The sequence below is a fragment of the Ralstonia sp. 25mfcol4.1 genome, assembly GCF_900104095.1.
In the GTDB taxonomy this organism is placed as follows: Bacteria; Pseudomonadota; Gammaproteobacteria; order Burkholderiales; family Burkholderiaceae; genus Cupriavidus.
Map to the genome: position 1 here is coordinate 1 of NZ_FNJO01000001.1, position 24,541 is coordinate 24,541.

A 24,541-nucleotide genomic window follows, 5' to 3' on the forward strand; every position below is an offset into this window, starting at 1 on the left:
AGAAGGCCGATGCCTTTTTTAGGATCAGGTTGTCCTCCTTCAGGCGGCGGTTTTCCTCTTCGAGCTGGCGAATGCGCTGCTGCTCAGGCGTCAGCGGCTTGCCCACTCCCTTGCCGCCAGCCACTTCAAGGTCATACTGGACCAGCCAGCGCCGTAGGGCGGTCTCCCCAATCGCCATCGTGTGGCAAACCTCGGCGACCGATAGGCCCTGATCCCGGACCATCCGGACTACCTCCAGCTTGAAGGCGGCGTCAAACTTGCGGCGTTGCTTTGTCATGTCGTCTTTCCTCGTCGATCGTGATTTTCCACCTATCGACCTGTCTGAGGAAATTGGACCACTGCACTCCCCTCGCCCGCACGCGGGAAAGGGGCCGAGGGAGAGGGTCGGCGGTTCTGCCTGCCGACTTTCGCAGCTCGAACACGGCAGGGCCCTCTTCCCCGCCCTCCTCCCACAAGAGGAAGAAGGGCGAACACACAAAGCAACGAGGATCTCAGACTTCCTCGTACAGCGGCAGGGTCAGGAATTCGGCGAAGTCTTCCGACGTCGACATCTGCTCGAAGATCTTCGCGGCGCGGTCGTAGGTCGGGCCGGTGCCTGCCACTTCCTTGACCTTGGCCAGTTCTTCCGGAATCAGCGCGCGCACCAGCTCGGCGGTAACCTTGCGGCCGTCCTCGAGCTTGCCCTTCGGCGAGCGAATCCACTGCCAGACCTGCGAACGCGAGATCTCGGCCGTGGCGGCGTCTTCCATCAGGTTGTGGATCGGCACGCAGCCGTTGCCGGCCAGCCAGGCGCCCAGGTAGTGGATGCCGACGTTGATGTTCATGCGCAGGCCGTGTTCGGTGATCGGCGTTTCCGGCTGGAAGTTCAGCAGGTCGGCGGCCTTCACTTCCACGTCCATGCGCTGCTTCTCGAACTGGTTCGGCTTGTCGCCCAGCACGGCCACGAATTCCTTCATCGCCGGCTCGACCAGGCCCGGGTGGGCCACCCAGCCGCCGTCGTAGCCGTCGGTGGCGTCACGACGCTTGTCGCTGATGATGCCTTCCATGGCGATGGCGTTCTTTTCCGGATCGTTCTTGATCGGGATCAGGGCGCTCATGCCACCGATGGCGGGCGCGCCGCGCTTGTGGCAGGTCTTCAGCAGCAGCAGCGCGTACGAACGCATGAACGGCGCGGTCATCGTCACCTTGGCGCGGTCGGCCAGGCAGAAGTTCTTGTCCACCTTGAACTTCTTGATGCACGAGAAGATGTAATCCCAGCGGCCGGCGTTCAGGCCAGCGCTGTGGTCGCGCAGTTCGTACAGGATTTCTTCCATTTCGAACGCAGCCAGGATCGTCTCGATCAGCACCGTGGCCTTGATCGTGCCTTGCGGCAGGCCAACTTCCTTCTGGGCCATCACGAAGACGTCGTTCCACAGGCGCGCTTCCAGATGGCTTTCCATCTTCGGCAGGTAGAAGAACGGGCCGTCGCCGCGGGCGATCTGCTCGCGGGCGTTATGGAACAGGAACAGCGCGAAATCGAAAATGCCGCCGGAAACGCGCTTGCCGTCGATCGTGACGTGCTTTTCGTCCAGGTGCCAGCCGCGCGGGCGCACCTGCAGCGTGGCGATCTTGTCGTTGAGCTTGTAGTGCTTGCCGTTGCTGTCCAGCGTCAGCGTGCGGCGCACGGCGGCCTTCAGGTTCACCTGACCCTGCATCTGGTTGTGCCAGTTCGGGGTGTTGGAGTCCTCGAAGTCGGTCATGTAGCTGTCAGCGCCCGAGTTGAAGGCGTTGATGACCATCTTGGCTTCCACCGGGCCGGTGATTTCCACGCGGCGGCATTCCAGTGCCTTGGGTACCGGGGCAACCTTCCAGTCGCCTTCGCGGATGTTCTTTGTTTCCGGCAGGAAATCGGGGATTTCGCCGGCGTCCAGGCGCTTGGCGCGTTCCACGCGCGCGGCCAGCAGTTCCTGGCGGCGCGGCTCGAAGGCGCGGTGCAGCTTGTCGACCAGGGCCAGGGCTTCCGGCGTGAGGATGTCTTCGTAGGCCGGCAGGATCTCGCCGGTAATCTTCATGCCCGCGGGCAGCGTGATAGCCATCAGTCTTCTCCTGTTGGTGCGATGGTGTGTTAAGGGGGCCCGCCTGTCAGACCGTCGCGCCCGAGGCGGCAACGAAGGCAAGCAGGTCGTTCATGTCGTGCCCGGTGCCGGTGGGCGCCACGTCCAGGCGCTCCGCCGGATGGCCGGCACGGTTGATCCAGTAGGTGGTGTAGCCAAACCACGTGGCGCCACAGGCATCCCAGCAGTTCGACGAGACAAACAGGATCTCGCCGGCCGGCAGGTCGAAGGCCTTCGGGCCAAGCGCGTAGGCGGCCGGCGCGGTCTTGTACTGCTTCACGGCATCGACCGACAGCACATGGTCGAACAGCCCGTGCATGCCGGCGCTCTTGACCGCGATATCGAGCATCTCCGGGTTGCCGTTGGACAGGATGCCCAGCGGCAGGTTGGCGCGGCGCAGCCGCTTGAGCGCCGCCAGGTTCTCCGGGAATGCCGACAGGCACGCATATTCCTTGAGCAGCTGCGCCTGCGCGGTGTCATCGAGCTTCAGTGCCAGCCGGTCGGCGGCATAGCGCAGCGCATCGATCGTGATGTCCCAGAACGGCTTGTAGCGCGCCCCGTCCGGGGCGGCCAGCGAACGCAGCCGGGTGTAGTCGATCTGCCGCTCGCGCCACAGCAGGGCCAGCGCCTCGCCCTTGCCCGGGAACAGCTGCTCCGCCCGCGCCGTGACCGAATACACGTCGAACAGCGTGCCGTAAGCATCGAAGACTACCGCGCGGATTTTGTTCATCTCTCAAAACGTCAGGGACTGAATGGACCTGTACACGATTGAATGCATCGAATTCTAGTGTTGCGCTGCAGTGCGGAAAATAGGCACGCTGTCACTTGATCTTTTACTTTTACGCTACTAATCTTGGCCATCCCCATCAAGACTCGTGTACCACCGAGCTAATTTTCGTGGATCACTTCAAACAACTGGAGACTTTTGTATCGGTGGCGTCACGTGGCAGCCTGTCGGCCGCCGCAGCCGCCGAAGGCGTTGCGCCGGCCATCATCGGCCGCCGCATCGATGCCCTCGAAGAGCGGCTCGGCGTCAAATTGCTGGTGCGCACCACGCGCAAGATCACCCTCACGTTCGAAGGCTCGGCGTTCCTCGAAGACTGCCAGCGCATCCTCAACGACCTCCACAATGCCGAAGCCAGCGTCTCCGCTGGCGGGGTCAAGGCCAGCGGCCACCTGCGCATTACCGCGCCGGCCGGTTTCGGCCGCAAGCACGTGGCGCCGCTGGTGCCGCTGTTCATCGAATCCCACCCCGACGTCACGCTCACGCTCGACCTGTCCGACCGCGTGGTCGATCTGGTCAACGAGGGCTTCGACTGCGCCATCCGCCTGGGCGACCTGCCCGACTCCAGCCTGGTATCGATCCGACTGGCCGAAAACCGTCGCGTGGTCGTGGCGTCGCCCGAATACCTGGCGCGCGCCGGCACCCCCGCCCTGCCCGAAGACCTGGCCCGCCACAACTGCCTGCACTTCGGTGCCAGCGCCAACGTGCAGCGCGGCTGGGTATTCCAGCAGGACGGCCGCGCCGTCACCGTCAAGGTCGGCGGCAACATGGAATGCACCGACGGTGCCGTACTCCACGCCTGGTGCCTGCAGGGTCACGGCCTGGCCTGGCGCTCCTGGTGGGAAGTGGGCCAGGAAATCGTCAGCGGCCGGCTGGTGACCGTCCTCGACGAATTCCAGGCACCGCCCATCGGCATTCACGCCGTCTTTCCGCAACGCAAGCACCTGCCGCTGCGCGTGCGACTGTTTATCGACCATCTCAAGAACACCTATGGCAACCCGGCCTACTGGCGCCGCGCCGAACAGGCGCCCAGCAGCGCCGCCGCCGAAGTCCACGCCGTCGTCGCGTAGCACCGTCCGTACGCTGTCAATCGCAGAATCTTGATATTTCACAATGACGAACACTGCACACTGACTACAATCGATTCAGACAGGCGCCCCGCTGGCCTGCACCCGTTCCCACTCGCGAAAGGAGTCCGGTATGTTCAAGCACATCCTGCTGCCCACCGACGGTTCGGAGCTGTCCAAGAAGGCCATAGACGGCGGCCTGGAACTGGCCAAGGTCATCAATGCCCGCGTTACTGCCTACGTCTGTCTTGAGGAATATCCGTATACGCCCTTCAGCGAGATCGTGGTCGAGGCACCCCAGGCGTTCAAGGAACGCATCGAGAACCAGGCCCGGCTGTACCTGAAGGAAATCGAGAGCGCCGCCGTGGCCGCCGGCCTGCCTTTCGACGCCGACATGACCACCTTTGCCGTGCCCTACCTGGGCATCATCGACGCGGCGGAACGCCATGGCTGCGATGTGATCTTCATGGCCTCTCACGGCCGGCGCGGCCTGTCAGGCCTGCTGCTTGGCAGCGAAACGCAGAAAGTGCTCACGCATACGGATATTCCGGTGATCGTCTACCGATAGCTCCCACACCGAGAGGCGTTAGAAAAACGCAGCGCAGCGGTTCTGGCTAGGCGCGCGGCCGCCGGACAGTACAAGTGGTACGGCCAAGGGCGCGCAACGACGCCAGGATCGTTTTGCTGGTGCCTCTTGAAAAAAGCCGCGCCGTGGGTCTCACGGCGCGGAGCCAAACTGACGGCGCGATGGTCGCGCGCCGTCCCCGAATCCCCTTTCCGGTCAGGTGGCTCAGGCCACCTTCTTGTCGAAGAACTGTTCGTCTTCCGTCGATCCCTTGAGCGCGGTCGTCGACGACTGGCCGCCTTCGATGGTCTGCGTCACGGCGTCGAAGTACCCGGTGCCCACTTCGCGCTGGTGCTTGACGGCGGTAAAGCCCTTCTCGGCAGCGGCGAACTCGGCTTCCTGCAATTCCACGAAGGCCGACATCTGGTTGCGGGCGTAACCGTACGCCAGGTTGAACATCGAGTAGTTCAGCGAGTGGAAGCCCGCCAGCGTGATGAACTGGAACTTGTAGCCCATGGCGCCCAGTTCACGCTGGAACTTGGCGATGGTGGCGTCGTCGAGGTTCTTCTTCCAGTTGAACGACGGCGAGCAGTTATAGGCCAGCAGCTTGCCCGGGAATTTGGCGTGCACCGCTTCGGCAAACTTCTTCGCGAATTCCAGGTCCGGCTTGCCGGTTTCGCACCACACGAGGTCGGCCACTTCGGCGTAGGCCAGCGCGCGTGCGATGGACTGGTCGATGCCGGCCTTCGAACGGAAGAAGCCTTCCACGGTGCGCTCGCCGGTCAGGAACGGCTGGTCGCGCTCGTCCACGTCCGACGTCACCAGATCGGCGGCCTCGGCGTCGGTACGGGCAATCACCAGCGTCGGCACGCCCGACACATCGGCGGCCAGGCGCGCGGCCGTCAGCTTGGCCACCGCCTCGCGGGTCGGCACCAGTACCTTGCCACCCATGTGGCCGCACTTCTTCACCGAAGCAAGCTGGTCTTCGAAGTGGACGCCGGCGGCGCCCGCTTCGATCATCGACTTCATCAGTTCGAAGGCGTTCAGCACACCGCCAAAGCCTGCCTCGGCATCTGCCACGATCGGCGCGAAGAAGTCGGTGTCGCCCTTGCCTTCGCTCCACTGGATCTGGTCGGCACGCTGGAACGTGTTGTTGATGCGCTTGACGACCATCGGCACCGAGTTGGCCGGGTACAGCGACTGGTCCGGGTACATTTCGCCGGCCAGGTTGGCATCGCCGGCCACTTGCCAGCCCGACAGGTAAATGGCCTTCAGGCCGGCCTTGACCTGCTGCATGGCCTGGTTGCCCGTCAGCGCGCCCAGCGTGTTGACGAACGGCTCGGTGTTCAGCAGGTGCCACAGTTTTTCCGCGCCGCGGCGGGCCAGCGTGTGTTCGATCTGGACCGAACCACGCAGCTTGACCACGTCTTCGGCCGTGTAATGACGTTGCACGCCCTTCCAGCGCGGGTTGGTATCCCAGTCCTTTTGAAGGGCGTCGATCTGTTGTTGGCGGGTCGTCATGTTCACTCTCCTGTAGCGATTTCGAGATGGCATGGAAATCGGTGACGGCTCCCCGGCCGTTGCCTGCCGGGCGACCGGGGCGCTGTGTCTTTGGCGCCTCAGGTCATGTGTCTTATATAAGAGTGTAGAGAAGCCTCCCGCGTTGCAACAAGCACGGACCGTAACGCGCGTACAGTTTTTTAGTTGATATAAATCAATACGTTAGCTTTGCCTTTTCACAATATGGCACGACATCTTTCAGGATGAGAAATGCCGGGCCCGATAGGTGGACCGCATTTTTGCGGACCAAAACATCGTTCCGCATCATGAAATTTTGGCAGCCTCCGGGTCGACACAAGCCAGCTCCAGCGCGGGTGACGCGGCCGTGCCGTCGAGATGGTCGACAAACTCGCACACCATGGCCGCCATGCGTTGTGGATGCGACAGCGGCAGCCAGTGATGCGCATCGATCTGCCGGCGCCATAGCCGGGCCACCCAGCGGCCCAGATCCTCGGTCACGGCGGGCCGCACGTAGCGGTCGCGCGTGGGCACGATGACCTGCACCGGCGCATGCGCCCGGCGTTCGCGCGGCGCACGCAGCCGTGCGCGGAAATTGGCGCGATACAGCCGAAGTCCGTGGATACCGTCCGCCGTCTGGGTGGGATTGGCGGGCACGTGCAGCCCTTCGGTGCGGCGCAGCCAGAACGGCCAGCCGCGCCCGAGCCAGAGCCTCCAGTTCCATTCGGGCAGCAGCGGGATATGAAAGAACACGATGTACCAGGACGCCAGCGCCTGGCGCAGCGTGGCGCCCCATTGCCGGAGACTGCGGCGGCCACCGGCGCGCAACGCGCTGCCCGCGTGGTCGAGGCACGGCCCCGAGCACGACGTGAACGACGCGATACGGCCGTACAGGCGCGGATCGGTCACAAACTCCCAGCCCTGGATCGAACCCCAGTCATGCCCCACCAGATGCACCGGCCGGTCCGCCGACACGGCGTCGATCACCGCAATGAAATCGTCGGCCAGTCGTTCCAGGCGATAGTCGGCCACGTCAGGCGGTGCATCGGACTGCCCCGCCCCGCGCACGTCATAGGCAATGACATGGAACCGCACCGCCAGCGCCTGCGCCACGCCGCGCCACACCTCGCTGTTGTCGGGGTAGCCATGCACCAGCACCACCACGGGACGCGCGGGATCACCCCAGGCCGAGGCGGTCAGGCGGATGCGGCCGGACTGAACGTGGAATCGAAGCGGAGCCCTTGCGGAATGCGCGGGCGCAGGCGGCTGGGTCATGGGCGGGCGTTGAGCGTTGACGGCATCGGATGTCATCGCCGGCCATGCTAACGCCGTCACGTGCCGCGTGACGGCGTTTGAAATGTTTCGTCTTCAGGCGGCCGCGGCGGTGTCGCGCGCCTGGCGATAGGCCACCCAGTCGCCGCCGTCGATGCGGGCCAGGCCGGCCACGGCGGCAGCGGCCACCGGGTACAGCAGGCAATCGACCGGCGCGCCGTCCAGCATCACGGACTGCGTTTCGCGGATAAACAGCGTGGCCTGCCCGGGATAGACCTCCTCGATCTCGTCCAGCACCGGCAGCAGCGCGTCGGGAATGTCGTACACGTCGCCCAGCACCGGGCCGGCCGATGCATCGAGCACCAGGCCCGGATACGTGCCGAAGTCGTAGAGCCGCCCGGCAATGCTGGCTGTGCCCACCAGCGTCGCCGCGCCGATGCCATGCTGCACGGCGGCCCGGTTCAGATCGTTGACCTCGCCGGCACGAAGGGTGCCGTAGACAAACACACGCTGCATGGCGCAATCCTTTGCTGACGGAACAGGGAACGCTCATGGTAGAGGAAGCCGCGCGGCGGCGGAACCATTGCGCCAGCTTTCCCCGCCGTGGTGCAGGCCGATCCGGAAACGGCCGCGACGCGGACCGTCCTACATCTGCTTGAACAGGTGCGCGTACTGCCGGGCAACCGGCAGCGACTCCGGCCGGTCGCGCAGCTTCAGCGACAGCCGCCCCAGCGACTGGTTCACCGCGCTGGCCACGCAGTCGATATTGACCACGGTGCCGCGATGGATCTGCCAGAAGCGGTCGGGGTCCAGCTGCTGCGTCAGCTCGCGCAGGCTGGTGCGGATCAGCGCCTCGCCGCTGGTGGACACCACGTTGACGTACTTGTCGGTGGCTTCCAGATACACCACTTCATCGACCGGGATGATGCGTACCTCCTGCCCCACCAGCGCCTTGATGAAGCGCAGGTAGTGGCCGCGCGGGGCGGCGGCGGGCTGCTCCAGCGACTCCAGCCGCTGCAGCAGTTGCGCCAGCCGGTCGGTGTCGACCATGGTGCCGATGTCCGTGGCGGCTGTCTCGTCGCCGTCATCCCCATCGTCGTCACCGGCCGCTTCGGCGGCCTTGGCGCTCAGGCGCGCCTTCAGGCGCCCCACCGTGGCCTCCAGCCGTTCGTGCTGCACGGGCTTCAGCACGTAGTCCACCGCCGCGCGTTCGAAGGCTTCCAGCGCAAACTGGTCGTAGGCGGTAACGAACACCACCAGCGGCGGGTGGTCGAACTCGATCAGCTCACGTGCCACGTCCATGCCGCTCATGCCCGGCATGCGGATATCCAGGAAGGCCACGTCGGGCCGGTGGGCGCGCGCGGCGTCCAGCGCGGCCATGCCGTCATGCACCACGGACACGATCGTGGCTTCGGGCCACAGGGCTTTCAGTTCGGCTTCGAGAACGCGGGCGAGCAGCAGCTCGTCGTCGGCGATCAGCAGGGTCGGAGACATGTGGGACGAATGTCAGGGACAGAACGGTTCAGGGGGCGTGGCTCGGGTGCGCTCAGGTCCGGGAGATGGCCGGCGCCACAGTGGCCGGCGGCGCCGGGCGAGCGTCGGGCGCGGCGCGCATCGGCACGAAGGTGGGCTCGGTGCTGCGCGTGAGCGGCAGCGTCAGCCGCACCACCACGCCGCGCGGCGTGTTTTCTTCCATTTGCATCGTGGCCGCCGCGCCAAAAATGCGCGCCAGCCGCTCGCGCACATGCGTCAGCCCCAGGCCGGATCCGCTCTTGCCACTCTGGCAGAAGCCCACGCCGGTATCGGCAATCAGCACCTGCAGGCTGCCGTCCCCGGACTGACGTGCGGACAGCACGATCTTGCCGCCCCGCATGCAGGGCTCGATGCCGTGCGTGACCGCGTTTTCCACCAGCGGCTGGATCAGCATCGGCGGAATCTCGGCATCGGCCAGCGCCGGCGGCAGATCCACCTCGTAGTCGAGCCGGGCGCCGAAGCGCATGCCCTGGATGTCGAGGTAGCTGCGCAGCAGTTCGAATTCCTGCGCCAGCGTGCAATGCTCGGCGCGCGTGTGCGACAGCGACATGCGCAGGAAGCCGATCAGCCGCTGCAGCAGCTGGCGCGCCGCGCGCGGGTCGGTGGCGATCAGCCCGTCCAGGTTGGCCAGCGAGTTGAACAGGAAGTGCGGCTCGATCTGCGCCTGCAGCGCCATCAGCTGGGCGCGCACCAGCTGCTTTTCGGCCTCCTCGCGCTGCAGGGCGTCCAGCGCCGCCTGGCGTTCCAGGTAGGCCAGCTTTTCGCGCGACCAGTAGAAATAGATCATGCTGGCCGACGCCAGCATGCCGACGATCAGGCACATGCGCAGCATGTCCCCCGTGGCAGCGGCGGATTTCTCGGGCAGGTGCAGCAGTTCGCGCGTGGCCCAGCTGCCCAGCACCACGCCCATCGGCACGGCCACCACGGCCAGGCACATGAACGGCCAGCGGCGCGGGCGGTCGTTCCACCAGATCAGCACGCGCGGCACGTCGATCAGTACCCAGATCGACAGGCCGATCAGTTGGCTGTAGACGAAGTTCTGCACCAGCGTGCCGCCGGTCTGGAAGCCGTAATTGAGGCTGACCGCGATGACGGTGTTCATGCAAAGCACGAACAGCAGGTCTCGCGCCAGAATATTGAGCCGTGACGGCACCGCGCACGACATGCGCATATCTCTCTCCCTCCTTCTGCTCCACAAACCGCGTGCAATTCTGTGATGCACTGCAGCAAAGGCAGCGGCCCGGGCATTCGGCGGGTTCCGGGCGCGGCGATGAAGGGCACTTTACGCCGGAGCGCGACGGGAAGAAAGCGCCGTGCGACGAACCGGCGTGAAATGGCGCGATCGGTTCAGGGATTCGACCAGCGGGTCGTACGCGCGTTTGAAGGCACGCGGCGGGCCGGGCGGGCGCCGGACGGCCTGCCTGGCGGTGCGCGGGGCGGCACGCAGGCGGCTGCCCGGATGGCCCGGGCAGCGGTCAAGGCGAGGATCGGGCCGGTAACAGGTGGCCTCAGGCGGCGACCGCCAGGCGGCTGGTCGCCTCGGCCAGCGCGGTCGACACGGTGTCGCGCGACAGGTGCGGCGCGAACATGTTGATGAACGCATGGGCGTAGCCGCGCAGGTAGGCCCCACGCCGCACGGCCACGCTGGTGGTGTTCGGCTCGAACAGGTGATCGGCGGAAATCTGCGTCAGGCCGGCGTCCTTGCGCGAGTCGTACGCCATCGACGCGATGATGCCCACGCCCAGTTCCAGCTCGGCATAGGTCTTGATCACGTCGGCATCCATGGCGGTCAGCACGATCTCCGGCTGCAGCCCGGCGGCGGCAAACGCGCCATCGATCTTGCGGCGCCCGGTGAAACCGGCGTCGTAGGTGATGATCGGGAAATTGCACAGGTCTTCGAGCGTCGGCTCGGGCAGGCGGGTCAGCGGATGCTCCGGCGACACCACGATCACGTGCTGCCAGCTATAGGCCTCGAACGACGTCAGCCCCGCCTCGCTGGCCACCGCCTCGGTGGCAATGCCGATATCGGCCTGCCCCGTCAGCAGCAGTTCCACGATATGCGACGGCGACGCTTCCTGCAGCGCCAGCGTGACGTGCGGATATTCGCGCCGGAAGCTCTGCACCACCCGGGGCAGCGCGTAGCGCGCCTGGGTGTGGGTGGTGGCCACGGTCAGCCGGCCGGTATGGCGGCCCGCGAACTCGTCGCCGGCCTGGCGCAGGTTCTCGGCTTCGAGCAGCAGCCGTTCGACGATGCGAACGATCTCGCGGCCCGGCTCGGTCAGCCCGGTCAGCCGCTTGCCGTAACGCTCGAAGATCTCCACGCCAAGCTCTTCCTCAAGCTCGCGGATCTGGCGCGACACGCCCGGTTGCGACGTGTACAGCGCGTTGGCCACTTCGGTCAGGTTGAACTGGCGGCGCACCGCCTCGCGAATCGATCGCAGTTGCTGGAAGTTCATCGTGCCGCCCCTTGATCCTGTGTTGTTGTCTGGTTGCGGTTGAAGACGCGCAGCTGGCGCGGACGCACCGCCAGCAGTTCGCCCTCCCGGAAGCCCTGGTGCCGGAAGCGTTCCAGCGGCAGCGCCACCTCGATCACGTCCTGGTTGTCTTCGCGCTCCAGCTCCAGCTGGGCCACCGGGCCCAGCGTCAGCGCGCGGCGCAGCGTCACGGCGATGCCGTCGGTGCCCGGCGCGTAGCGTTCCAGTTCCAGGTCGTGCGGGCGGACGTAGGCCACCGCGTCGCCGGCCGTCTCGTGGCCGCTGCCTACCACGGGCAGCACCGCCTCGCCCGTATGCAGCAGGCCGCCGCTGTCGCCCACTTCCAGGCGGCCGTGGAACAGGTTCACGTTGCCCAGGAAGCCGAACACGAACGGCGTGGCCGGATGGTTGTAGACCGCCTCGGGCGTGCCGAACTGCTCCACGCTGCCACGGTTCATCAGCACCACCTGGTCGGCCACTTCGAGCGCCTCTTCCTGGTCGTGGGTCACGAACACGCTGGTCACGTGCAGTTCGTCATGCAGCCGGCGCAGCCAGCGGCGCAGTTCCTTGCGCACCTTGGCGTCGAGCGCGCCGAACGGTTCGTCGAGCAGCAGCACACGCGGCTCCACGGCCAGCGCGCGGGCCAGCGCGATACGCTGGCGCTGGCCGCCCGACAGCTGCGCCGGGTAGCGGTCGCCCAGCCAGTCGAGCTGCACCAGTTCCAGCAGCGACTTCACCTTCTCGCGGATCTTCGCCTCGGACGGGCGCTCGGCGCGCGGCTTCACGCGCAGGCCGAAGGCCACGTTCTCGAACACGGTCATGTGCTTGAACAGCGCGTAGTGCTGGAACACGAAACCGACGCTGCGCTGGCGCACGTGCGTCGACGAGGCGTCCTGCCCGGCCAGCACCACCTGGCCCGCGTCGGCGCGTTCCAGGCCGGCGATAATGCGCAGCAGCGTGGTCTTGCCGCAGCCGGACGGCCCCAGCAGCGCCGTCAGTTCCCCTTCGGCGAAGTCCAGCGAGACGTCGTTGAGCGCCACAAAATCGCCAAACCGCTTCTGCACGTTCCTGACCTGAATGCTCATGATGGCTGCCCTTCCGATGCGTGTTCACGGCTGGCGCGTGCTTCCACCAGCGTCTTGATTCCGAGTGTGACCAGCGCCAGCAGCGTCAGCAGGGACGCCACCGCGAACGCGGCCGCAAAGTTGTATTCGTTGTAGAGAATTTCCACGTGCAGCGGCATGGTGTTGGTCAGGCCGCGGATATGGCCCGATACCACCGACACGGCGCCGAATTCGCCCATCGCCCGGGCGTTGCAGAGGATCACCCCGTACAACAGGCCCCAGCGGATGTTCGGCAGCGTCACATGCCAGAACGTCTGCCAGCCAGAGGCGCCCAGCACGATGGCCGCCTCTTCCTCTTCACTGCCCTGCGACTGCATCAGCGGAATCAGTTCGCGCGCCACGAACGGGAAGGTCACGAAGATCGTGGCCAGGACGATGCCCGGCACCGCGAACATGATCTTGATATCGTGCGCTTCCAGCCAAGGCCCGAACCAGCCCTGCGCGCCGAACATCAGCACGTAGATCAGGCCCGAGATCACCGGCGACACCGAGAACGGCAGGTCGATCAGCGTGATCAGGAGGTTCTTGCCCCGGAAGTCGAACTTGGCGATGGCCCAGGCCGCCGCCACGCCGAACACCACGTTCAGCGGCACCGCGATGGCCGCCACGGTCAGCGTCAGCTTGATGGCTTCCACCGCGTCGGGCTCGGTCAGCGCCGCCAGGTAGGTGTCCAGGCCCTTGCGCAGCGCCTCGTAGAACACCGAAGCCAGCGGCACGAACAGGAACAGCGCCAGGAACAGCACCGCCACCGTAATCAGCGTATAGCGCACCCACCGGGATTCGCCCGTGGCGTCGTGCGGATGTTGGGCGGCAGCCGGGCCGCCCAGTCGGGATACAGCGCCGGCCATGTCAGTTCGCCTCCGGGTTGCCGTCAGGCAGCGCGGCCGCGCGGGCACCGGTCTGGTGGCGGCGCGTCCAGGCCTGCAGCAGGTTGATCAGCAGCAGCAGCACGAACGAGATCACCAGCATCACCACGGCCACCGCGGTGGCGCCGGCATAGTCGTACTGTTCCAGCTTCGAATAGATCATCAGCGGGGCAATCTCGGACACCATCGGCATGTTGCCGGAGATGAAGACCACCGATCCGTACTCGCCGGTGGCGCGCGCGAACGACATCGCAAAGCCCGTCAGCAGCGCCGGCAGGATGGCCGGCAGGATCACCCGCCCGAACGTCTGCAGGCGTGAGGCGCCCAGGCTGGCGGCCGCTTCCTCCAGTTCGCGTTCCACGTCTTCCAGCACCGGCTGCACCGTGCGCACCACGAACGGCAGGCCGATGAAGGTCAGCGCCACCACCACGCCCAGCGGCGTAAACGCCACCTTGATGCCGTGCGGCTCCAGCCAGCGGCCGATCCAGCCGTTGCCGGCGAACAGGGCGGTCAGCGCGATACCAGCCACCGCCGTGGGCAGGGCGAACGGCAGGTCAACCAGCGCATCGATGAATCGCTTGCCGAAGAAGCGGTAGCGCACCAGCACCCAGGCCACGACAAGGCCAAAGGCCGTGTTGACGATGGCGGCAATCAGCGACGCGCCAAAGCTCAGTTCCAGCGATGCCACCACGCGCGGGTTGCTCACCGTCGCCCAGAAGCCATCCCAGGTCAGCGTGAAGGTCTTCAGGAACACCGCCGACAGCGGGATCAGGACGATCAGCGTCAGGTAGAAGATGGTGAAGCCAAGCGACAGCCCGAAGCCCGGCAACACGGTAAATCGCTGGGCCGGCGCAGCGCGCAGGGGCGCGGCGCTGGCCGTCTGCGGCGGCGCGTCCGCCAGGGAAATCGAGGAAGGCATGCGTGTCTCGTCTTATGAAACCGGCGCATAAGGCGCCGGCGTACGAGACAAATTTTGCAGATGCGCCCTTATAAAAAGAACGAATCTTTCCGAATTTTCTTAGACGTTTTAGATATAAGGCGATGTCTGTGCGACATCTGCCGACGCTTCCCACGAGTCCGAACCGTCTCCCAGGTGCAGAATACGGCCCTCGGAATCGATCCGCTGCAGCAATGTGGCGAGCAAGGCCTGCCCTGCCGGCCATTCGTCGAGGCGGGAATCGGCATTGATATGGCCGAGCGCGCCCGCATCCACCAGTTCGCTGCCCCACAGCGTGCCCCAGCTGAACGCGGTGCGTTGCGACATCCACGGGTCATTGGTGCTGGCCACCAGCACGGTGGGGAACGGCAGCCGCCAGGTGGGCAGCAAGCCACCCACGCCGAACTTGTCCGGATCCGCGGGGGCTACCAGCAGCGCGCCGGCGATGCCCACGGGGTCCAGCGACGCCTGGCGCAGCGTAGCCAGGCAGCCGAAGCTGTGCGCCACCAAGACCGCGCCGCGCGATGCCACGCGCAGCGCGCGCGACACGCCTTCCGATACACGTTCGGCCCACAGCGGCAGGCTGGGGCGTCCCCAGTCGTGCTGCTCGATGCGCTGCCAGTCGGGGTACAGCGCTTCCCAACGGCTTTGCCAATGTGCGGGCCCGCTGCCATGCAGGCCCGGTACGGTCAGGATCTGCAGGCCGCGCGGCACTTCCAGCCGCGCGACACCGCCCGATAGAGTCGATGCCGCCATACGCGCTCTCCTTCTCTGCTTCGGTGCTTCGTTGTTCAGGACTTATGGGTACTGCAACAGCTTTCCGACTGCGGGTCGATGTTCGATTGCAGGCACGGCCCGCCTGCGAGTGCCGGCAGGCCGATGCCGCCTAGGGAGCACTGCCCGCCTGCAACGGCTCATGCAACTGCCGTGCCGGCACCGGCCCGCCGGCCACGGCCTCGCCCTGCCCCAGCGCGATGCCCGCGTTCTGCAGCCGCTCCACGGCTTCGTCGTTCTGCAGCCGCCGGCCGATCAGCGTGACGCCGGCGCCCTCGGCGCTGGCACGCAGCCCGGCAAGCTGACGGTCGGTCCAGATGCGACGCATGTCCAGCTTGAGCCAGTCGGGCAGCGCGTGGGCCATCAGCGCGCCGGCCTCGGCCGGGTCGGACGCCTGCAGGCTCACGGCAAACCCATTGCGGCGATAGTTGCCCACCACGTGCAGCAACAGCGGCAGGTCGTCATTGGCGCTGGCAGGCACCTGAATGACAAAACGGTCCACGGGCAGGCCCAGAGACTCCAGCGCGCGCCGGAATGCCGCGCCATGATCGTCGGCCACGGCCGCCAGCAGGCGGTTATGCACGTTGAGCACGAGCTTGCGCTCGCCGTTCGCCGCGAAGTAGTTCATCGCGTGCACCAGCCGCGACAGGCGGTCCAGCGACACCAGCGACGCATCGTCGGCCGCCATCGCGAACAGCTTCCAGGCGGCCAGCCCCACGCCATCGTCGGCATAGGTGCGGATCGAGCCCTCGTGGGCCACCACCTCGCGGTCGGCCAGGGTCACCAGGGGCTCGAATGCGCTGGTCAGCGAGCAGTTGAAGTACTGGCCCTGCACCTGCCCGCGCGCGTCGCGCCACAGCTCGCGGCCGGGCACCGGCTCGCGCGGCAGGGTTTCAAGGTAGCGTTCGAGTGCGGAGGTTGCGGAAGGTGCGGAAGTTGCGGAAGCGTGGGTCATGGTGAAGTCCATGTCGGTACGCGCGGTTCGCCTGATTGCTCATGATAGAAGCTCCTCGGCGGGCCGGGCGTGAAGATTCGTTGATGGTGCAGACACTGTCGATGGCTGCCGCATCACGCGGCGCAGAACGGTGTCTTCGAGTTGCGCAAACGCCGCCGATCCGCGCTGGCGCGGACGCTCAAGCGCCACGCGCTGGTCCAGCGCGATGCGGCCGTCCTCGATCAGGACGACACGATCGGCCAGCGCAACGGCCTCCGATACATCATGTGTGACGAGTAGCGCCGTGAAACCGAGTCGGCGCCACAGCGATTCGATCAGCGCCTGCATGTCGATGCGGGTCAGCGCATCGAGCGCGCCCAGCGGCTCGTCCAGCAGCAGCAGGCGCGGATGGTGGACCAGCGCACGCGCCAGGGCCACGCGCTGGCGCTGGCCGCCCGACAGCCGCGCGGGCCATTCGTCGGCACGTTCGGCCAGCCCCACCTGCGCCAGCACGGCGGCGGCGTCGGCGCGGCGCTCGCGCGGCAGGCCCAGCGCGACGTTGTCGAGTACACGCTTCCAAGGCAACAGCCGCGCATCCTGGAACATCACGCGGATACTGTCCTGCAGTGTCCGGCTTTGCTGGCGATCAAGCTGGCGCCCGGGCTGATGGTCGAGCAGCACCGCGCCCTCGTCGGCCGCCTCCAGCCCGGCCACCAGCCGCAGCAGCGTGCTCTTGCCGCAGCCGCTGCGCCCGACGATGGCGACGAACTCGCCCGGCGTCACATCGAGGTCGATGCCATGCAGCACCTCGCGGCCGTTGTAACGCTTGACCACCTGCTGCACGCGCAGCGCAATGCCTCCGGCCGCAGGCGTCTGGCGCGCTTCGGCAGCCGCCTCGCGGCGGGCCAGGTCACGCCGGGCCAGATCGCGCTCGGCCCACGCCAGCGCGGCCTGCTCCACGGGAAATAGCGTTTGCATGGGGATCTCTCCTTGTCAGTTGGTCTGGTAGCCCGGATGCCAGCGCAGCCAGAACCGTTCCAGCGCGCGCGACAGCACATCGGCCAGCTTGCCCAGCAGCGCGTAGAGCAGGATGCCGACCAGTACCACGTCGGTCTGCAGGAATTCGCGCGCATTCATCGTCATGTAGCCAATGCCCGACTGCGCCGAGATGGTCTCGGCCACGATCAGGATCACCCACATCAGGCCCAGCGAAAACCGCACGCCCACCAGGATGTTCGGCAGTGCGCCGGGCAGGATCACTTCGCGATACAGGCGCCAGCGGGACAGGCCATAGCTGCGCGCCATCTCCACCAGGCCCGGGTCCACGGCGCGGATGCCGTGGTAGGTGTTCAGGTACACCGGGAAGAACACGCCCAGCGCCACCAGGAACAGCTTGGCGGTCTCGTCGATGCCGAACCACAGGATCACCAGCGGGATCAGCGCCAGCGTGGGGATGTTGCGCACCATCTGCAGCGTGCTGTCGAGCAGCGTGGCCGCCGTGCGGAACGTGCCGGTCAGCAGGCCCAGCGCCAGGCCCAGCCCGCCGCCCACTGCCAGCCCGATCAGCGCCCGCCAGGTGCTGACCCAGACGTGGCGCCACAGCTCGCCGGATACGGCCAGCGACCACGCCGCCTCCACCACGGCCAGCGGTGCCGGCAACACACGGTTCGACAGCCAGCCCAGTTGCGAGGCGCCCTGCCAGACCACGATCAGCAGCACCGGCACGATCCACGGTGCCACGGCCTGCGCCGCGGTTTTCTTCCCAGCCTTGTTCGCGGTTTTCTTCGCGACCTGGCTCGATATAGGCGTCGTCATGGTTGCGCCCTCCTCAACTCTGCGACGCCCGCGGCACGATGCCGGTGGCCATGACTTCGCCAAACGGGCCCGACAGCACCTGGCCGGGCAGCTTGTCGCGCACCGAGCGCGGCAGCAGCGGGAAGACCAGTTCGGCAAAGCGGTACGCTTCTTCCAGATGCGGATAGCCCGAGAAGATGAACGTGTCGATGCCCAGCGCGGCGTATTCCTCCATGCGCGCGGCCACGGTCTGCGGGTCGCCCACCAGGGCCGTGCCCGCGCCGCCGCGCACCAGCCCCACGCCGGCCCACAGGTTCGGGCTGATTTCCAGCGCCTCGCGGGTCCGCCTGGCGCCGCCGGCATGCAGGGCCGCCATGCGGCGCTGGCCTTCGGAATCCATCTTCGCGAAGACGGCCTGCGCGCGCGCCACGGTGTCGTCGTCGAGCCGGCTGATCAGTTCGTCGGCAGCCGCCCACGCCGCCGCTTCGGTTTCGCGCACGATCACGTGCAGGCGGATGCCGAAGCGCACCGTGCGGCCGTGCTTCGCGGCCCGGGCGCGCACGTCGGCGATTTTCTTCGCCACCTCGGCCGGCGGTTCGCCCCACGTCAGGTAGGCCTCCACCTGCTCGGCGGCCAGGTCGTGCGCGGCCGCCGACGATCCGCCGAAATAGACCGGCGGATGCGGGCGCTGCACCGGCGGATACAGCACCCGCGCGCCCTTCACGGTGATGTGCTTGCCCTCGAAGCTGATGTCGCCGTTGTCGTGGCTGGCCGCGAGCACGTCGCGCCAGACGCGGATGAACTCGGACGACGCCTCGTAGCGCGCCGCGTGGTCAAGGAACAACCCGTCGCCCTCCAGCTCCGCCACATCGCCGCCGGTCACCAGATTCACCAGCAGGCGGCCGCCCGACACGCGGTCGAACGTGGCGGCCATGCGCGCAGCCAGCGTTGGCGTCATCAAACCCGGTCGCACGGCCACCAGGAACTTGAGCTGGCGCGTCACGGCAGCCAGCGCCGACGCGGCCACCCATGGGTCTTCGCACGAGCGGCCGGTGGGAATCAGCACGCCTTCGTAGCCCAGCGTATCGGCAGCCACGGCGATCTGCTTCAGGTAGTCGAAATTGACTTCGCGCGCCCCTTCCGAGGTGCCCAGGTAGCGGCTGTCGCCGTGGGTGGGGATGAACCAGAAAACTTGCATGTCGAGCCTCTTGTTTTATCGGTTGCGATGGACGGCCTGGCGATTCGGCGATTCACCGATTCAGCGTTGCGCCGTGGCGGCCGGCGGTTGCCAGGCGGCATCGGCCACCTTGATCGGCTTCGGAATCAGCTTCAGCGTCACGAACGCGTCGGCAATACGCTGCTGTTCGGCCAGCACGCCTGCCGTCACAGGCTTCGCGCCATAGGAAAATCTTGAAACAGCAAGATCGAGCACGCTCGGGTCGAGCCCGGTTTCCCTGGCCAGGAACTGCGTGGCGTCCTTCGGATTTTTCTCAGCCCACTGGCCCAGTTGCGCCAGTTCGTCGAGGATCGCGTTCACCACGTCCGGGCGGGCATTCGCATAGGGGCGCGACGCCAGATAGAACTGATGGTTGCTGACGAGGTTCTTGCCGTCGGCGGTACGGCCATCGGCCAGCACGCGGGCATCGAGCTGCTTTTCGGCGGCGGCCAGGAACGGGTCCCAGATCACCCAGGCATCCACGGCGCCGCGCTCGAAGGCCGCGCGGGCGTCGGCGGGCGGCAGGTAGACCGGCTGGATCTCGCTCCAGGGGATACCGGCCTTTTCCAGCTGGCGCACCAGCAGGTAATGCACGTTCGAGCCCTTGTTCAGCGCCACGCGCTTGCCGCGCAGGTCGGCCACGGACTTCAGCGTCGAAGTCTTCGGTACGACGATGGCTTCGGACGTCGGGGCGGGCGGCTCGTTGCCGATATAGGCCAGCTGCGCCCCGGCGGCCTGCGCGAAGATCGGCGGCGCCTCGCCGACGGTGCCGAAGTCGATGGCGCCCACGTTCAGGCCTTCCAGCAACTGCGGGCCGGCCGGGAATTCGGTCCACTTCACGGTGATGCCCTGCTGCGCCAGGCGCTTTTCCAGCGTGCCGCGCGCCTTGAGCAGCGTCAGCGTGCCGTACTTCTGATAGCCGATGCGCAACTGCTTCGGATTCACGGTCTGGGACTGCGCCTGGGCCGGCTTGGCCAGCAGGCCGTAGGTCAGGCCGGTGGCCACCACGAGCGCGCCAAGCAGCAGGCGCCGGCGCAGGGAAAGCGGTTTGAACGATGTCATATCGGGGTTCCGGATGAGGAGAAGTTCGAAATCGATGGCGGCACGACGCCCTGCCGGCGCCAGCGCGCGGCATGCGGAAAACGTCATGCGTGGAGGAAACTTCAGGTCAGGCGGGACATCGCCCCATGGCGACGCGGGAAGGCAGGACAGCGCGAACAGCGGACATCTCGGGCTCCTTCGTCAGGCGCACCGGGGCGGCAAGGTGGAATTGGCCGCCCCGGCGCTGGGATTACCGCTTGCCGGGCTGGTACACCTGGTCAAACGAACCGCCATCGGCAAAGTGCGCCTTCTGGGCCTTGGCCCAGCCGCCGAATACTTCGTCGATCGTGAACAGCTTCACCTTCGGGAAGTTGGCGGCGTACTTGGCAGCCACCTTTTCCGAGATCGGACGGTAATAGTTCTTGGCCGCGATTTCCTGGCCCTCGTCGGTGTACAGGAACTGCAGGTAGGCCTCGGCGGCCTTGCGCGTGCCCTTCTTGTCCACCACCTTGTCGACCACGGCCACCGGCGGCTCGGCCAGGATCGAGACCGACGGCGCCACGATGTCGAACTTGTCCGGACCCAGTTCCTTGATGGCCAGGATGGCTTCGTTTTCCCATGCGATCAGCACATCACCCAGGCCACGCTCGACGAACGTGGTGGTGGCGCCGCGCGCGCCCGAATCCAGCACCGGCACGTTCTTGAGCAGCTGGCCGACGAATTCCTTGGCCTTGGCTTCATTGCCGCCCGGCTGGCGCAGCGCATAGCCCCAGGCAGCCAGGTAGTTCCAGCGGGCGCCGCCCGACGTCTTCGGGTTCGGCGTGATGACCTGCACGCCCGGCTTCACCAGGTCGTTCCAGTCCTTGATTTGTTTCGGGTTGCCCTTGCGCACCAGGAAGACGATCGTCGACGTGTACGGCGATGCGTTGTGCGGCAGGCGCTTCTGCCAGTCGGGCTTCAGCAGGCCCTTCTCGGCAATGGCGTCGATGTCATAGCCCAGCGCCAGCGTGACCACGTCCGCGTCCAGGCCATCGATCACCGAACGCGCCTGCTTGCCCGAACCGCCGTGCGACTGGCGAATCTGCACCGTATCGCCGCCCTGCGCCTTGTACGCCTTGGCAAACGCGGCGTTCACGTCCACGTACAGCTCGCGCGTGGGGTCATAGGAAACGTTCAGCAGGTTGGTATTGGCCAGGGCGGCCGGTGCGGCGCCGATTGCGGACAGTACTGCGAGGCCCAGGGCCAGCTTGCGAATCATGTTCAATTGCTCCCGTCAGAGTTGTCGTGAATGCCCCCGCCTGGATCGGACGGGGTTTCTGTCAGGGAGAAAGGCTACCGGCCGGTCCTTCTGAACGGAACGAATGGTTTCGCCGATCCAAGCACGTTTTCTGCATAAGATCGGACGGGAATATGGGAATGCCGGAAACGTAACCTGGCGAAGGCGGTACTGGCGGGCCGCCCAAAAGAAAAAACCCGCAGCACCGGAGTTGCGCTGCGGGTCAAGTTTCCATTCCGGAAACGGGTAGACAAGTCATGAAGAGCGCCCCCGCATCTCCATGACGGTTCAGATATTAGCCATCCGTTCCCATTCGCAAGTTGACGCAGGTCAACCGCCCCACAATCGCGGGCGGTTGGCTGCGAAATCCGGCCGACGCGACCGGATGGCCCTGCCGAACGGCGTAGTTCAGGTGGCAGTCATGGCGTGAAGGTGTTGCCCAGCACGACGCCCTCGCGCCGGGGGTCGGTGCCGCCCTGCAGCACTGGCGCGCCGCCGGCCTGGGTGCGCAGGATCGTGTTGACGCCGCTGGACTGTGCCGCGGTGGAGATCGTGTGCCCCAGCGCCTTGAGGCCGGTGATCAGCGGATCGTTGGCGCCGGCGTTGCTGGCATCGATGTCCGGATGCTCGCCGCCGATGGTCGTGGTCGCGCTGTTGCTGGCGCCAAAATCCACCAGATTCGACGCCTGCTGCGCGTCAAGCCCCCAATCGAGCACGCCCACGAGCGTCTTGACCACGTATTGCGGGATGGTGCCGCCGCCCGGCGAGCCCGTGGCCATCAGGAAATCGCCAATCGACCCGTCGGGCGCCTTGCGGAACACCAGCGTCGGCGCCATCGAGCTGCGCGGCCGCTTGCCCGGCTGCACCCGGTTGGCCACCAGGTTGCCGCTGGCGTCGGTCGGGGCGGCCGAGAAGTCGGTGAGCTGGTTGTTGAGCAGGAAGCCGTTGGTCATGTGGAACGACCCCATGCTCGACTCTACCGACGTCGTGGCGCTGACCACATTGCCCTGCGCGTCGACGATCGAGTAGTGGTTCGTGCCGTGTTCGACCAGCGGTACCACGCCCAGCGGCACCGCACCGAAGTTGCCGGCCGTTGCCGTACCCATCGAACGGGTCGGATCGATCAGCGCCGCACGCGTCTGCAGGTAGGGCTTGTTCAGCAGCGTGTCCCACGTTCCGCCTGGCAGCGGCACGAAGTCGGTATCGGCCACGTACTTGTCGCGGTCGGCGTAGGCCAGCCGTTCGGCCTCGCTCACCCGATGCACCCCCTGCACGGTCGGCTTGCCGCCCTCCCCATCCACGGGGTGGGGCTTGAACGACGCCATATCGAAGTTCTCGATGATCTGCATCGCCGATGCCACGGTGATGCCGCCCGATGTCGGGGGCGGCGCGCCGCAGATCCAGTACGCGCGGTACGTCACGCAGACCGGCGTGCGCAGCTTGGCCTCGTACGCGGCCAGGTCGGCCAGCGTGGTCTTGCCCGGGGTGGTCGGCGTGCCGTCCGTGGCGGTGGTCGCGCCGATCTTGGCGATGATGTCGCTGGCGATGGCGCCCTTGTACAGCGCGTCGGCGCCCTGCGCGGCCATGGCGGTCAGCGTGTTGGCATAGGCCGGGTTCTTGAGCACCGTGCCCAGCGCCTTGGGGGTGCCATCGGCGTTGAAGAAATAGGCGGTGGCTTCGGGGTCGCGTTTCAGGCTGGCAGCGTTCGACGAGATGGCCTGCGCGAGCCGGCCGCCGATGGGGAAGCCGTTGGTGGCCAGCGAGATGGCGTCGCCGAACAGGTCCTTCCAGGCCAGCTTGCCGTGTTCCTTCTGCACGCGCTCGATCAGCCGGGGCACCCCAATGGTGCCGATCGACCGGCCGCTGGCACGCGCACTGGGCTTGGGCAGCGTCTGGTCGGTGGCGTCGTCCACGTAGCGCAGGTAGTTCTCGGTGGCCGCCGCCGGTGCCGTTTCGCGCCCGTCGTAGGCCTGCACCGTCTTCGCGGTGGCATCGTAATAGAGCATGAAGCCGCCCGACCCCATGCCCGTGGCCTCTGGCACCGTCAGGCCCAGCACGGCCTGCACGGCCACCGCGGCATCGGCGGCCGTGCCGCCATTCTTGAGCACCGCGCAGCCCGCCGCGCTGGCGTAGGCGTTCGATGTCGACACCATATAGGTCCTGGCGTACACCGGCTTCAACCCGGTGCGATAGCCGGTGGCAGCTTCCGGCAATGCCGGGTCGCCGGGCTGGTTCGACCCGACCACCACCGTGCTGCCGTTGCTGGCCAGCACCTGGCAACTGTTATCGGCCTGTGGCGTGGCGGGCGTGGTCGGCGTCGAGTTGTCGTCGCTGCCACCGCAGGATACGACCAGCAGCGTGCCCGCAACCGCGGCCGCCAGGGTCAGGGGGACCTTCCGTATTGGCAACACCATATTTCCTCCAGACTACAAAGAAGCGCCAGGGGGGGCGCGATTTGCGGATGTCGGATTGGCAGGCGGGGAGCAACGGGCAAGCAGCGTCTGCCGTGTTTTTGTCGGACGCAAGGGCGAACGCGGCCCGCCGGGCTGATGGCTCGGAACATTCAGACGACGGGCTGGGATGGAAGGATTGCCCGCGCGACAGCGCGGGCGCAGGGCGCTATGAGGAGTTGGTCAGGGCAACATGGGGATTCATGACCGTGCTGACTGTTGGCTTGTCAATCAATGCAATGTGTCAACACTAGACCATGAGCATGGTGATGGCCAGGCATCTTTCGCGCGGTATGGGTGAGACAGCGGACATACGCCCTGCCCCACCTGCCAGCATATGGCTCAGGCGGCGGCCGCCTGGTCGATGACCGCTTCGCACCGGATCGGGAAATTGACCGAATTGGCGACGTAACACTTCTCATGCGCCACGTGGTGCAGGTGCGCAGCCCGTTCCGCATCGTCGCCGGTCCGGATGGTCACATGCGGGCGCAGCACGATTTCCGAAAACTGCCCGCCTGCCGGGCCATCGGTCATGGTGCCCTCGGCCTGGTCCACATAGGCCAGCACCGCAATGCCGGCGTCCGAGCACAGGTGCAGGTACCAGAGCTTGTGGCAGGCGCTGGCCGACGCGACGAGCAGGTCTTCCGGATTCCAGCGCGTGGCATCGCCCAGGAAGGCCGGGTCCGAAGAACCGGGGATCTCGGGCTTGTCGCCGGCGCGGATCGTGTGGTCGCGGCCGTAGGCGCGGTAGCCGGTGGTGCCGGTGCCGCGGTTGCCAGTCCATTCCACGGTGACGTGGTACTTGTGCTCGCCATGAGCCATG

At 66.5% G+C, this 24,541-nt stretch carries 23 protein-coding genes; 2 read left to right on the forward strand and 21 right to left on the reverse strand.

Annotated elements, in window-relative coordinates; all coding sequences use genetic code 11:
- From BLQ58_RS00005 to BLQ58_RS00015, 3 genes are all read right to left on the reverse strand, one after another.
- On the reverse strand, positions 1-277 hold a 277-nt coding region (locus BLQ58_RS00005; RefSeq protein WP_139186044.1), incomplete at its 3' end, for a transposase.
- Between the two features lie 214 nt (positions 278-491).
- Positions 492-2,075: a malate synthase A gene (gene aceB / locus BLQ58_RS00010; RefSeq protein WP_092594024.1), complete on the reverse strand. Its 1,584-nt coding sequence runs from the start codon at positions 2,073-2,075 to the stop codon at positions 492-494.
- 46 nt (positions 2,076-2,121) lie between these two features.
- Entirely contained in the window at positions 2,122-2,823 is a 702-nt protein-coding gene (locus BLQ58_RS00015) for a haloacid dehalogenase type II (RefSeq protein WP_092594025.1), read from the reverse strand.
- Positions 2,824-2,990: 167 nt separating this feature from the next.
- Here BLQ58_RS00015 and BLQ58_RS00020 point away from each other — a divergent pair, with 167 nt between their 5' ends.
- Together BLQ58_RS00020 and BLQ58_RS00025 are read left to right on the forward strand one after the other, a co-directional pair.
- The gene (locus BLQ58_RS00020; RefSeq protein WP_092594026.1) at positions 2,991-3,947 is read left to right on the forward strand and encodes a LysR family transcriptional regulator; all 957 of its coding nucleotides are present in this window, start codon (positions 2,991-2,993) and stop codon (positions 3,945-3,947) included.
- A 130-nt stretch (positions 3,948-4,077) separates the two neighbouring features.
- Positions 4,078-4,512, forward strand: a complete 435-nt coding sequence (locus BLQ58_RS00025) for a universal stress protein (protein ID WP_066733433.1) — start codon at positions 4,078-4,080, stop codon at positions 4,510-4,512.
- 222 nt (positions 4,513-4,734) lie between these two features.
- On the opposite strand, the gene aceA is transcribed toward BLQ58_RS00025, so the two are convergent.
- The 18 genes from aceA to BLQ58_RS00115 form a co-directional block, all read right to left on the reverse strand.
- On the reverse strand, positions 4,735-6,030 hold the full coding sequence (aceA, locus tag BLQ58_RS00030; RefSeq protein WP_092594027.1) for an isocitrate lyase: 1,296 nt from the start codon (positions 6,028-6,030) through the stop codon (positions 4,735-4,737).
- Positions 6,031-6,333: 303 nt separating this feature from the next.
- Complete coding sequence (locus BLQ58_RS00035) at positions 6,334-7,302, reverse strand: alpha/beta fold hydrolase (protein WP_092594506.1); 969 nt, start codon at positions 7,300-7,302, stop codon at positions 6,334-6,336.
- 93 nt (positions 7,303-7,395) lie between these two features.
- Positions 7,396-7,815 carry a gamma-glutamylcyclotransferase family protein gene (locus BLQ58_RS00040; protein WP_092594028.1) on the reverse strand — a complete coding sequence of 140 codons (420 nt, stop codon included), beginning with the start codon at positions 7,813-7,815 and terminating at the stop codon, positions 7,396-7,398.
- Between the two features lie 129 nt (positions 7,816-7,944).
- Positions 7,945-8,793, reverse strand: a complete 849-nt coding sequence (locus BLQ58_RS00045) for a LytR/AlgR family response regulator transcription factor (RefSeq protein WP_092594029.1) — start codon at positions 8,791-8,793, stop codon at positions 7,945-7,947.
- A gap of 52 nt (positions 8,794-8,845) precedes the next feature.
- Complete coding sequence (locus BLQ58_RS00050; RefSeq protein WP_092594030.1) at positions 8,846-10,003, reverse strand: sensor histidine kinase; 1,158 nt, start codon at positions 10,001-10,003, stop codon at positions 8,846-8,848.
- Between the two features lie 337 nt (positions 10,004-10,340).
- Positions 10,341-11,288: a CysB family HTH-type transcriptional regulator gene (locus tag BLQ58_RS00055; RefSeq protein WP_092594031.1), complete on the reverse strand. Its 948-nt coding sequence runs from the start codon at positions 11,286-11,288 to the stop codon at positions 10,341-10,343.
- A complete protein-coding gene (locus BLQ58_RS00060) occupies positions 11,285-12,391 on the reverse strand; it encodes a sulfate/molybdate ABC transporter ATP-binding protein (RefSeq protein ID WP_092594032.1) in 1,107 nt (368 codons plus the stop codon). The genes BLQ58_RS00055 and BLQ58_RS00060 overlap by 4 nt, the downstream gene beginning before the upstream one ends.
- Positions 12,388-13,278 (reverse strand): sulfate ABC transporter permease subunit CysW, encoded by an 891-nt coding sequence (gene cysW / locus BLQ58_RS00065; protein ID WP_092594033.1) that lies wholly within the window; start codon positions 13,276-13,278, stop codon positions 12,388-12,390. Before cysW ends, BLQ58_RS00060 begins: the two co-directional genes overlap by 4 nt.
- Position 13,279: 1 nt before the next feature.
- A complete protein-coding gene (cysT, locus tag BLQ58_RS00070) occupies positions 13,280-14,215 on the reverse strand; it encodes a sulfate ABC transporter permease subunit CysT (protein WP_092594034.1) in 936 nt (311 codons plus the stop codon).
- A 108-nt stretch (positions 14,216-14,323) separates the two neighbouring features.
- A complete protein-coding gene (locus BLQ58_RS00075) occupies positions 14,324-14,989 on the reverse strand; it encodes an RBBP9/YdeN family alpha/beta hydrolase (protein ID WP_092594035.1) in 666 nt (221 codons plus the stop codon).
- Between the two features lie 130 nt (positions 14,990-15,119).
- Complete coding sequence (locus BLQ58_RS00080) at positions 15,120-15,962, reverse strand: EAL domain-containing protein (RefSeq protein ID WP_092594508.1); 843 nt, start codon at positions 15,960-15,962, stop codon at positions 15,120-15,122.
- A 39-nt stretch (positions 15,963-16,001) separates the two neighbouring features.
- On the reverse strand, positions 16,002-16,919 hold the full coding sequence (locus BLQ58_RS00085) for an ATP-binding cassette domain-containing protein (protein WP_092594036.1): 918 nt from the start codon (positions 16,917-16,919) through the stop codon (positions 16,002-16,004).
- A gap of 15 nt (positions 16,920-16,934) precedes the next feature.
- Positions 16,935-17,756, reverse strand: a complete 822-nt coding sequence (gene ssuC, locus BLQ58_RS00090) for an aliphatic sulfonate ABC transporter permease SsuC (RefSeq protein WP_092594037.1) — start codon at positions 17,754-17,756, stop codon at positions 16,935-16,937.
- A 13-nt stretch (positions 17,757-17,769) separates the two neighbouring features.
- Positions 17,770-18,933, reverse strand: a complete 1,164-nt coding sequence (gene ssuD, locus BLQ58_RS00095) for an FMNH2-dependent alkanesulfonate monooxygenase (RefSeq protein ID WP_092594038.1) — start codon at positions 18,931-18,933, stop codon at positions 17,770-17,772.
- Between the two features lie 60 nt (positions 18,934-18,993).
- Entirely contained in the window at positions 18,994-20,013 is a 1,020-nt protein-coding gene (locus tag BLQ58_RS00100; protein WP_092594510.1) for a sulfonate ABC transporter substrate-binding protein, read from the reverse strand.
- A gap of 229 nt (positions 20,014-20,242) precedes the next feature.
- Positions 20,243-21,250 (reverse strand): sulfate ABC transporter substrate-binding protein, encoded by a 1,008-nt coding sequence (locus BLQ58_RS00105; protein ID WP_092594039.1) that lies wholly within the window; start codon positions 21,248-21,250, stop codon positions 20,243-20,245.
- Between the two features lie 437 nt (positions 21,251-21,687).
- Positions 21,688-23,670, reverse strand: coding sequence for a gamma-glutamyltransferase family protein (locus tag BLQ58_RS00110; RefSeq protein ID WP_254775789.1), 1,983 nt, complete (start codon positions 23,668-23,670; stop codon positions 21,688-21,690).
- Positions 23,671-24,060: 390 nt separating this feature from the next.
- Positions 24,061-24,540 carry an OsmC family protein gene (locus tag BLQ58_RS00115; RefSeq protein ID WP_092594041.1) on the reverse strand — a complete coding sequence of 160 codons (480 nt, stop codon included), beginning with the start codon at positions 24,538-24,540 and terminating at the stop codon, positions 24,061-24,063.
- Between the last annotated feature and the right edge of the window lies 1 nt (position 24,541).

Bases quoted from the DNA above. Each gene is read 5' to 3' on its own strand.
- aceB (WP_092594024.1), bottom strand. From the start codon at position 2,075: ATGGCTATCACGCTGCCCGCGGGCATGAAGATTACCGGCGAGATCCTG.
- BLQ58_RS00015 (WP_092594025.1), bottom strand. From the start codon at position 2,823: ATGAACAAAATCCGCGCGGTAGTCTTCGATGCTTACGGCACGCTGTTC.
- BLQ58_RS00025 (WP_066733433.1), top strand. From the start codon at position 4,078: ATGTTCAAGCACATCCTGCTGCCCACCGACGGTTCGGAGCTGTCCAAG.
- aceA (WP_092594027.1), bottom strand. From the start codon at position 6,030: ATGACGACCCGCCAACAACAGATCGACGCCCTTCAAAAGGACTGGGAT.
- BLQ58_RS00035 (WP_092594506.1), bottom strand. From the start codon at position 7,302: ATGACCCAGCCGCCTGCGCCCGCGCATTCCGCAAGGGCTCCGCTTCGA.
- BLQ58_RS00040 (WP_092594028.1), bottom strand. From the start codon at position 7,815: ATGCAGCGTGTGTTTGTCTACGGCACCCTTCGTGCCGGCGAGGTCAAC.
- BLQ58_RS00045 (WP_092594029.1), bottom strand. From the start codon at position 8,793: ATGTCTCCGACCCTGCTGATCGCCGACGACGAGCTGCTGCTCGCCCGC.
- BLQ58_RS00050 (WP_092594030.1), bottom strand. From the start codon at position 10,003: ATGCGCATGTCGTGCGCGGTGCCGTCACGGCTCAATATTCTGGCGCGA.
- BLQ58_RS00055 (WP_092594031.1), bottom strand. From the start codon at position 11,288: ATGAACTTCCAGCAACTGCGATCGATTCGCGAGGCGGTGCGCCGCCAG.
- BLQ58_RS00060 (WP_092594032.1), bottom strand. From the start codon at position 12,391: ATGAGCATTCAGGTCAGGAACGTGCAGAAGCGGTTTGGCGATTTTGTG.
- cysW (WP_092594033.1), bottom strand. From the start codon at position 13,278: ATGGCCGGCGCTGTATCCCGACTGGGCGGCCCGGCTGCCGCCCAACAT.
- cysT (WP_092594034.1), bottom strand. From the start codon at position 14,215: ATGCCTTCCTCGATTTCCCTGGCGGACGCGCCGCCGCAGACGGCCAGC.
- BLQ58_RS00075 (WP_092594035.1), bottom strand. From the start codon at position 14,989: ATGGCGGCATCGACTCTATCGGGCGGTGTCGCGCGGCTGGAAGTGCCG.
- BLQ58_RS00080 (WP_092594508.1), bottom strand. From the start codon at position 15,962: ATGACCCACGCTTCCGCAACTTCCGCACCTTCCGCAACCTCCGCACTC.
- BLQ58_RS00085 (WP_092594036.1), bottom strand. From the start codon at position 16,919: ATGCAAACGCTATTTCCCGTGGAGCAGGCCGCGCTGGCGTGGGCCGAG.
- ssuC (WP_092594037.1), bottom strand. From the start codon at position 17,756: ATGACGACGCCTATATCGAGCCAGGTCGCGAAGAAAACCGCGAACAAG.
- ssuD (WP_092594038.1), bottom strand. From the start codon at position 18,933: ATGCAAGTTTTCTGGTTCATCCCCACCCACGGCGACAGCCGCTACCTG.
- BLQ58_RS00100 (WP_092594510.1), bottom strand. From the start codon at position 20,013: ATGACATCGTTCAAACCGCTTTCCCTGCGCCGGCGCCTGCTGCTTGGC.
- BLQ58_RS00105 (WP_092594039.1), bottom strand. From the start codon at position 21,250: ATGATTCGCAAGCTGGCCCTGGGCCTCGCAGTACTGTCCGCAATCGGC.
- BLQ58_RS00115 (WP_092594041.1), bottom strand. From the start codon at position 24,540: ATGGCTCATGGCGAGCACAAGTACCACGTCACCGTGGAATGGACTGGC.